This is a genomic window from Burkholderia sp. Bp9016, from assembly GCF_003857765.1.
In the GTDB taxonomy this organism is placed as follows: domain Bacteria; phylum Pseudomonadota; class Gammaproteobacteria; order Burkholderiales; family Burkholderiaceae; genus Burkholderia.
Genome location: NZ_QTPY01000057.1, coordinates 1 through 8,657, shown reverse-complemented (window position 1 = coordinate 8,657; position 8,657 = coordinate 1). Strand labels below are relative to the sequence as shown.

Genomic DNA, 8,657 nt, shown 5'->3' with positions numbered 1-8,657 from the left:
GGCTCGCCGGCGATGACGACGCGCGGCTTCGGCCCGGCGGAAGCCGAGACGGTCGGCAACCTGATCGCCGACGTGCTGGAAGCGCCGGAAGATGCAGCGACGATCGAGCGTGTGCGCGGTCTGGTCGCCGAGCTGACCCGGCGTTTCCCGGTCTACGGCTAAGACGCGGCCTTCGGGTTCAACTGCCGACGGGGTTGAACCGTGTGAAGTCCGACGCGATGAAAAAAATCCGGCTCGCAATGTGCGAGCCGGATTTTTGCGCTGTGAGCGAACCGGCGTTGCGTCACACCGTCGGATCGACGTTCGCCTCGAGTTCACGGATACGCTCGTCGTTGCGCGTGTCCTTGAGCACAGGCGGCCCCGCGAAGGACTTGCGCACGCCGAAGCCGTACCAGATGACCATCAGCACGACCACGAACGCGACGAGCACGTAGAGCACCTTTTCGTTCGGCGCCTGGATGCCGACGTAGGCGAGCACGCAGGCGCCTACCAGTGCGAGCAACGCGCACGGCTTCGACCAGATGCCCAGCTGGAACGGACCCTTTTCGGTCCACGTGCGCCCTTCGGCGAACATCCCGGAGCCGATCGGCATTGCATACGAGATGAACAGGAACACGGCGCTGCCTGCGCTCAGCACCGAGAACGCGTCGCCGTACAGCGTGACGACGATCGCGAGCACCGCGCACGTCCAGATCGCGGGGCCGGGCGTCCGGTGATTCTGATTCACGCTGCGCAGCAGCTTCGACGCCGGCAGCCCGCCGTCGCGCGCGAACGCGTACATCATCCGCGACGTCGACATGATTGCGGCGAGCCCGCACACGTAGTTGATGAAGAACATCGCGAGTTCGAGGCAGACGCGCAACGTCTTCGGGATCGGCGCGAGGATGGCCTCGAAGAAGCCGGTGCCCTGTTTCATCGCGGCGGTCAGGTCGGGCATGACCAGCACGAACGCGCACACCATCACGTAGCCGAACACCGCGGACCAGAACACCGAGCCGATGATGCCGCGCGGCACGTTCTTCGCGGCGTCGTGCGTCTCTTCCGACGTGTGCGCGGACGCGTCGAAGCCGGTGATCGTGTAGGTCACCAGCAGCAGGCCGGACAGGAACGCGAGCGGCATGCTCTGCTTCGGCCATGCGCCGCCGTCGGCGCCCGTGAAGTTGGTGAAGGTGACGAGCCGGTGCAGGTCGAACGTAACCGGCGAGTAGACCAGCAGCGACACGACCAGCGCGATCGTCACGACGAAGATCAGATAGCCGGACAGGTCGGTGATCTTGCTCGCGATCTTGATGCCGCGTGCGTTCAGGATTGCCTGCGACAGGGTGATGAACGTGATGAACGCGGTCTGGTGCCACCAGGTCAGGCTGTCCGGGTTGACGCCGAACATCGGGGCGATCAATGTCTTGAAGAACGGATCGTAGGTGCCGAAGTTGATCGCGGCGATCACGAAGATCAGGCCGATCAGGTTGAGCCACGCCGTCATCCACCCCCACTTCTTTCCGCCGAGGATGGCGCCCCAGTGATAGAGGCCGCCGGCGGTCGGGAATGCCGATGCGATCTGCGACATCGACACCGCGACGATCAGCGCGAACAACGAGCCGAGCGGCCAGCCGAGGCCGATCGATGCGCCGCCGGCCGCGGAAAACGCCAGCTGAAACGCGGTGATGCCGCCCGACAGGATGCAGATTACCGAAAACGACACGGCGAAGTTCGAGAAACCGCTCATGCGTCTCGACAGCTCCTGCGCGTATCCCATCTTGTGGAGGAGGCTTACGTCACTGTCGGTGCCTGAATCAGGCTGGATTTTCGCATCCATATTTGCTCCGTCACGAATGTCCTGCGAGGCAGGACCGTCATCGCTGCTCGGGCCTCGCGCTGCGGCCCGCTCCTGGGAATTCGTCGGCGGCGCGCGCTGTCGTGCGGGATGGCAGGCGCTTTCCGGTCCGATGCGGAAACGGTATGAAGCCAAATCTCGCGGCGCTATCGGATTTCGGCAATGCCGTGAAACTCCGCAGCCTTCCACCGTTCAGGTGCATCCCACGCCGGCTTGTATTTTCGTAAGAAATTCAGACGGATCAGGGATGACCCGTACTTGCCGAAATGCGATAGCCGGCGAAAAAGCGCGCTTCTAGAGTGACGTCAACCCGCGTGGCGACGCGCGATGCCGAACAGACCGACTCCAGGAGACAGACAGATGGATGTGGAACAGCGCAGTATCGAGTTCATCCCGATCAACGAACGGTACGGGACGCCCAAGCGGCTCTTCACGATCTGGTTCAGCGCGAACATGCAGGTGACGGCGCTAGTCGTCGGCACGCTCGGCATCGTGGCTGGCCTGAGCCTGTTCTGGACCATTGTCGGCCTCGTGATCGGCAATGTGATCGGCACCATCTTCATGGCGGCCCACTCGGCGCAGGGGCCGCACCTCGGCATCCCGCAGATGATCCAGAGCCGCGCGCAGTTCGGCGTGTACGGCGCGGCCGTGCCGCTGCTGATCGTGGTGCTCGCGTACATCCTGTTCGTCGCGGCCGGCGGCGTGGTAATGCGCGACTCGATCAAGGCCATCTATCCGATGAGCGACGACGCGGCGATCATTCTGTTCGGTGTTCTGACGTTCTGGATCAGCTACATCGGCTACGAGCTGATCCACAAGATGGGCGCGTTCATGACGCTGACGTCGTGTGTGATCTTCTTCGCGTCGGCGATCATCGTGCTGCTCGATCCGCAGACCCTGACGGCCGTTCATCATGGCCGGCATGGCTTCTCCGCCGGCGCGTTCAATCTGGTCGTCGCGCAGGCGGCGTCGTGGACGCTCGGCTTCGGGCCGTACGTCGCGGATTATTCGCGCTACCTGCCGGTCAACGTCAAGACGCGGCATACGTTCTGGTACACGTATCTCGGCGGCCTGCTCGGTTCGCTGCTGGTGATGATGCTCGGCGCGCTGCTCGCGACGGTCACGTCGTCGGTCACGACCGACCCGGGCACGGGCATCGCGACGATGTTCGGCAACTGGTCGCGTCCGGCGCTCGTCGTGATCGTGCTCGGCGTGCTGGAATTCAACGTGCTGAGCCTGTACAGCGCGTACATGTCGTCGGTGACCATCTTCAGCGGCTTTCGCAAGATGGTGCGGATCGGCCGGCTCACGAAGTTCGCGGTGCTGGCCGTGACCGCGGTGATCGCGACGCTGATCGGCATCGCGACGCAGTATCATTTCAACGACTATTTCGCCGATATCCTCAACGCGCAGATTTACGTGCTGGTGCCGTGGAGCTCGATCAACCTGGTCGATTACTACCTGATCCGGAAGGGCGAGTACTCGGTGACGGAGATGTATGATGCGCGCGGCCAGTACGGGAAGTTCAACGTGTCGACGCTGCTGATCTACAGCCTCGGGATCGCGAGCACGCTGCCGTTCATGGATCTGTCGTTCTATCACAGCTACTTTGCGCGCCTGATCGGCGCGGACGTCAGCTGGATTCCGAGCCTGCTCGTGCCGGGGATTCTGTATTACTTCGCGAATCGCGGCATGTCGATGGATGCGCGGGCGATGGCGAATTGACGGGTGGGTACGGGTCATGTCGATCGATGTTTGACGGGCAACATGACCCGCACTCGCATTTCGCAGTCGGCCGTGCGCTGAGCCGCTATCGCGGCACCGGTTCCGGCGCTGAAACGCGAAAAGGCCTACCCCGCCTTCTGCTTACCGTGTCCTTGTCCGAAACGCGCCCGATAATCCCGCGGCGATATCCCGACCCGCTTCGCGAACGCACGCTGCAAGGCATCCACGCTGCCGAACCCCGCGCGATCGGCGACCCGTTCGAGCGGCCAGTCGGCCCGCTCCAGCAATGCCTTCGCGCGCTCGACCCGCGCGGCCAGCACGAACTGCGCGGGCGACAGCCCCGTCTCCTCGAGGAAATTGCGCGTGAACGTCCGCTCGCTCATGTGCAGGCGCGCGGCCAGCGCTGCGACGCCGAGGTCGCCGGTCGGATCGTCCGCGATGTCGGTGAGGAGTATGCGCATCCGCGGCGTCGCGTTCGCATGGACGTCGAGTCCGACGCTGAACTGCGCCTGCCCGCCGGGGCGGTGCATGAAGAGCACGAGTTCGCGTGCGACTGCCAGCGCGGTCGCCGCACCGCAGTCCGCCTCGACGAGGGCGAGGCACAGGTCGATGCCGGCCGTCACACCGGCCGACGTATGGAATGGTGGGTCGCTCACGTAGATCGCGTCCGGCTCGATCCGCACGTTCGGGCATAGCGCCTGCAGTGTCGAACACTGGTTCCAGTGCGTGGTAGCGCGCTTGCCGTCCAGCCATCCCCCTGCCGCGAGGACGAACGCGCCCGTGCAGATGCTCGCGATTCGCCGCGTGTCGGCGATTCGCGTGCGCAGCCACGGCAGCACGCCGGCATCCGACGCCGCGTGCCGCAGCGCCGCTTCGCCGCCGCCGGCGACGATGATCGTGTCGACGCGCTCGGGCAAGTCCGCAAGCGCTGTCGGACCGGCGAGGCGCAGGCCCGCATGCGTGACGATGTCGTGGCCGTGCTGCGACGCGAGCGTCAGCCGATACGGCGCGACGTGGCCGGGAAGATGGCGGTTGGCGACCGCGAACACCTCCATCGGGCCGGTGATGTCGAGCGACTGGACGCCTTCGAAGCCGACGACCACGATGTCGCGTGCCGGGCGGATTGACTGGGGCATGGCTGAAAGTGCGGTGGAATTGTCCTTGTGACCGCGTGCATGATCCTTGTAATTTTCCGGACGTGCAATCGAGCGACGCGGGTGAGCGATGCGGGAACGGAAGAGAGGCGGGGTCATGCGTGCGGCGGCGGCGCTGTGCGTGTATGCGGCGCTGGGCGCGTGGGTGCCGGGGCGATCCGGACAGGCCGTCGCGGACGGCGCGCGCCCCGTCGCGCAAACGCTGACGATCGGCGTACCGAAGGACGGTCGCAAGCGGCCGCTCGTGGCGATCGTGGCGGACAACGCGGGCACGGAGACGACCGATTTCATCGTCCCGTACGCGATTCTGAAGACGTCCGGTTCGGCCGACGTGGTCGCCGTATCCAGCGAAGCGGGTGCCGTCGACCTGATGCCCGCGCTGCGGATGCTGGCCGATACGACGTTCGACCGGTTCGACGCGAGCGTTCCGTCGGGGGCCGACGTCGTGATCGTGCCCGCGCTGCATCGGGCCGACCGCCCCGAGGTGCTTGCGTGGCTGCGCAGGCAGGCCGTTGCGGGCGCAACGATGGTCGCGATCTGCGATGGCGCGGAGGTACTCGCGAACGCCGGGCTGCTGCGGCAGCGCACCGCAACGTCGCACTGGTATTCGCGCGATGGGCTGCGTCGGCGCTTTACCGATACCGTGTGGGTCGCCGATCGCCGCTACGTGATGGACGGTAACGTGATGACGACGACCGGTGTATCGGCGTCGATTCCCGCATCGCTTGCGTTGGTGAGTGCGCTAGCAGGGTCGGCGGCCGCGCGCGAGACTGCTCGGAACATAGGTGCGCAAGCGTGGAGCGATGTTCACGACGGCAACCGGTTCGGGTTGAGCGCGCGAGCGCTGGCCACCGCGCTGACGAATCGCGTTGCGTTCTGGCGGCATCAGACTTTCGATCTTCCGGTGGAGAACGGTTTCGACGAACTGCCGGTTGCGTTGACCGCCGATGCATGGGCGCGCACGTGGCGCAGCGACATCGCCGCGACGGCGGATGCGCGCGTGATCGAATCGAAGCACGGGCTGCGCTTGCTGGTGCAACCGGCCGATCCCGGGCACGCGCGCGTGACGATTCCGGACGGGCGGCGCGGCGATGCGGTGCTGCCTCGCGTGCTCGCGGACATCGCGGCACGCTATGGCGACGCGACGTCCGACTGGGTTGCGCTGCAACTGGAGTATCCGAAGTAGCTGTCGCAGGATTTACGCGTCACCCGATTCGAACGGCGCTTCCCGACCCGGAAGCGGCCCGGGCGGAATGATTTTCCTGTCGATGAGCCGGCCTTCGCCGGCGGAAACTCGTGGAGCGCCTCCCGCGCGCTGTCTGCCGGCTCGCATTCGGTAATGATCGCTGCATCCGGGCGATCCTGACCGCATGTGACGGCCTGAGTACCGCGCTGCGTAAGGCGCGTGACGAGCGGGGCGCTGCTTTGGCGGGTAGCGTTTCGTTACCCGCGGAGCGCGTTCAGGCCGTCGCCGTGCGGCGGGCCATCAGCCGGTTCCACAGCATTCCCGCCCGGCTCCCGCTTCGGCAATACGCAAGCACCGGCTTCGGCAGCGCATCGACCAGCGCGCCGAACGCGTCGACTTCCGCGTCGCCGATGAGATCGCGTTCGACCGGCAGATAGTGTGCATCGAGCCCGAGTTCGCGGGCAGCGGCCGCGATTTCCTCGAATGCCGGTTGATCGGCGTCCTCGCCGTCCGGGCGGTTGCAGATCACCGCGCGGAATCCGGCATTGTGGATCGCCATCAGGTCTGCCGGGCAGATCTGGCGCGACGCGGTGAACCCGGTCGATGCCGCGACCCGGCATTGCTCGATCGCGCGCTGGAAGCACGCGATCGCGAAGTCGACGTCCTGCTCCGTCGTGAAGCGCCCGAAGCTCACGCGCACGGTGCGGCTCGCGGCGCTCGCATCGAGACCGATCGCGGTCAGCACGTGGGACGGGGCGCCGCTCATCGAGTTGCAGGCGGACGTCGACGACACGGCCAGCGAATCGCCGAGCATGAACGGAAAGAAGCCCGGCGCGTTCACCGTCAGGCTCAACGTGTGCGGAATGCGTCGTGCCGCTGCGGCGTTGTGCGTGACGTCGCCGAGCGCGAACAGCGCGTCCGTCAGCCGCGTGCCGAGTGCCGCGATTCGCGCGGCTTCGCGCTCGAGCTTCTCGGCGGCGACCTCGCACGCGACGCCCATGCCGACGATCTGATGGGTTGCCAGCGTGCCCGAGCGCAGGCCGCGTTCGTGTCCGCCGCCGTGGATCTGCGGCGCGATCCGGGCGGCGATGTCGCGGCGCACGAACAGCGCGCCGATGCCCTTGGGGCCATAAACCTTGTGCGCGGACATCGACATCAGGTCGATACCGAACGCGCGCACGTCGATCGGCGTCTTGCCGAGCGCCTGCGCGGCGTCGACGTGCAGCAGCGCGCCGGCGGCGTGCACGATGCGCGAGATCGCTTCGATGTCGGTCAGCGTGCCGAGCTCGTTGTTCACGAGCATCAGCGACACGAGGCCCGTATCGGGGCCGATCGCGGCGGCGACCGCGTCGGCGGTGATCTCGCCGTCGGCGGTGGGCGACAGGTAAGTCGCCGTCATCCCGCGCTTCGACAGGTTCGCCATCGTGTCGAGGATCGCCTTGTGTTCGATGCGGCTCGTGATCATGTGGCGGTTGTCGGTCGCATTCTCTGCATAGCCCTTCAGCGCGAGGTTGTTCGACTCGGTCGCCCCCGACGTCCACACGATTTCGTCGGCATCCGCACCGATCAGCGCGGCGACCTGCTCGCGTGCGCGCTCGACTTTCTCCTTCGCCAGCCGGCCGGCCGCGTGCGAGCTCGACGCAGGATTGCCGAAGACGCCGTCGGCGCCGAGGCAGGCCGTCATCGCTTCGATCACGCGGGGATCCGCAGGGGTGGTGGCTGCATAGTCGAGGTAGTGCAGCGGGGTCGTATCGCTCATGTCCTTCTCTTGATCTTTCTCTTTCGAATGGGAGAAATGATACGAGGGTGCACGGGGAAAAAGGATCCAAATTTGGCTGGTGATTCAGTCTGATGTGGAATAAAGTTTTATTTCTGATGCGGTATGTGGAATTTATTTTTGTGCGGCCTGGCGGGTCAGGGTGACGGACCGGTCATGCGGGTGGCCGCATGACCGCCACACGTTCGTCAGCGCGGCGTTCCATGCTGTCTCGATCAAGCAGATTCGACGATCGATATGCGTCCCGCACCCAGGCGTGCAGCGCGTGCTCGTACTTCGCCGGGATCGTGATCGTGAGTGTGACGACGCGCGTGTCGGCGCCCGATCGATCGAGATGCCGTTGCCAGGCCTTGCGCACGAGCTGCGACATCGCGGAACGCGTCATGCCCAGTTCGGCGGCCAGCGCCCGTTGTGACCGGCCCTTCACGAAAATCTCGTGCAAGGCCCACTGGTTCAAGGGTTTGATCCGGGTATCCTGCATCCGCAACCGCCGGAACTGTTCGGCCGTCATGCGTCGGGTCTCGAGCATTCAGGTACGCCCCGAATGCGGGAGTGACGAAATCAGCGCCGCGCCGCATGACGTTTCGTGAGCGTCGAACGCGGCGGCCCGGCCTTCGACGTTGAATTGCGGATCACCGTCGGCGATGGGGCACGTGCCATGGATCGGATACGAGCACGTGTCGCTGACACGGGCAACTGCGCGCCTCATCACCTTGCTTGTTGCCGCGACGGATTCGACCCGGCCGCCGTGGACATGCAGGTCGTCTACCCAGATGATTAATCGCATAGGGCCCGTCTTCCGAATGATTTGCGCCGCGGTGGCATGCGCGTGCAACGCGATCGCCGCACTGGTTTGCCTCACCACGAGTAGCCCTGCATGCCGTAATCGGTGTCGTGTCGGCGGCCCCACCACGGCAGGTAGGCGTTGTTCCCGCCGCGTGCGCGGAACCAGTCCTTCGTCGGATCGATCGGCGTGAGCTT

At 65.5% G+C, this 8,657-nt stretch carries 7 protein-coding genes and 1 pseudogene; 3 read left to right on the top strand and 5 right to left on the bottom strand.

All coding sequences use genetic code 11. From position 1 onward, the window contains the following. Positions 1–162 (top strand): annotated as a pseudogene (gene glyA / locus DIE13_RS32170) (serine hydroxymethyltransferase); the annotation flags it as partial. A gap of 121 nt (positions 163–283) precedes the next feature. Here glyA and DIE13_RS32165 read toward each other — a convergent pair. After that, positions 284–1,816: an amino acid permease gene (locus tag DIE13_RS32165; protein ID WP_124830997.1), complete on the bottom strand. Its 1,533-nt coding sequence runs from the start codon at positions 1,814–1,816 to the stop codon at positions 284–286. A 378-nt stretch (positions 1,817–2,194) separates the two neighbouring features. Between DIE13_RS32165 and DIE13_RS32160 the strand changes: the two genes are divergently transcribed. Next, entirely contained in the window at positions 2,195–3,559 is a 1,365-nt protein-coding gene (locus tag DIE13_RS32160) for a cytosine permease (RefSeq protein WP_124830996.1), read from the top strand. A 125-nt stretch (positions 3,560–3,684) separates the two neighbouring features. Here the strand turns inward: DIE13_RS32160 and DIE13_RS32155 are convergent, their stop codons facing one another. Further along, a complete protein-coding gene (locus DIE13_RS32155; RefSeq protein ID WP_124830995.1) occupies positions 3,685–4,695 on the bottom strand; it encodes a GlxA family transcriptional regulator in 1,011 nt (336 codons plus the stop codon). 88 nt (positions 4,696–4,783) lie between these two features. On the opposite strand from DIE13_RS32155, the gene DIE13_RS32150 reads away from it, so the two are divergent. After that, a complete protein-coding gene (locus DIE13_RS32150; RefSeq protein WP_124830994.1) occupies positions 4,784–5,899 on the top strand; it encodes a DJ-1/PfpI family protein in 1,116 nt (371 codons plus the stop codon). A gap of 274 nt (positions 5,900–6,173) precedes the next feature. Here the strand turns inward: DIE13_RS32150 and DIE13_RS32145 are convergent, their stop codons facing one another. The 3 genes from DIE13_RS32145 to DIE13_RS32135 form a co-directional block, all read right to left on the bottom strand. After that, positions 6,174–7,658: an aminotransferase class V-fold PLP-dependent enzyme gene (locus DIE13_RS32145; RefSeq protein ID WP_124830993.1), complete on the bottom strand. Its 1,485-nt coding sequence runs from the start codon at positions 7,656–7,658 to the stop codon at positions 6,174–6,176. Between the two features lie 172 nt (positions 7,659–7,830). Beyond that, positions 7,831–8,187 (bottom strand): TrfB-related DNA-binding protein, encoded by a 357-nt coding sequence (locus tag DIE13_RS32140; RefSeq protein WP_124830992.1) that lies wholly within the window; start codon positions 8,185–8,187, stop codon positions 7,831–7,833. Between the two features lie 18 nt (positions 8,188–8,205). Further along, the gene (locus DIE13_RS32135) at positions 8,206–8,463 is read right to left on the bottom strand and encodes a PAAR domain-containing protein (RefSeq protein ID WP_124830998.1); all 258 of its coding nucleotides are present in this window, start codon (positions 8,461–8,463) and stop codon (positions 8,206–8,208) included. Between the last annotated feature and the right edge of the window lie 194 nt (positions 8,464–8,657).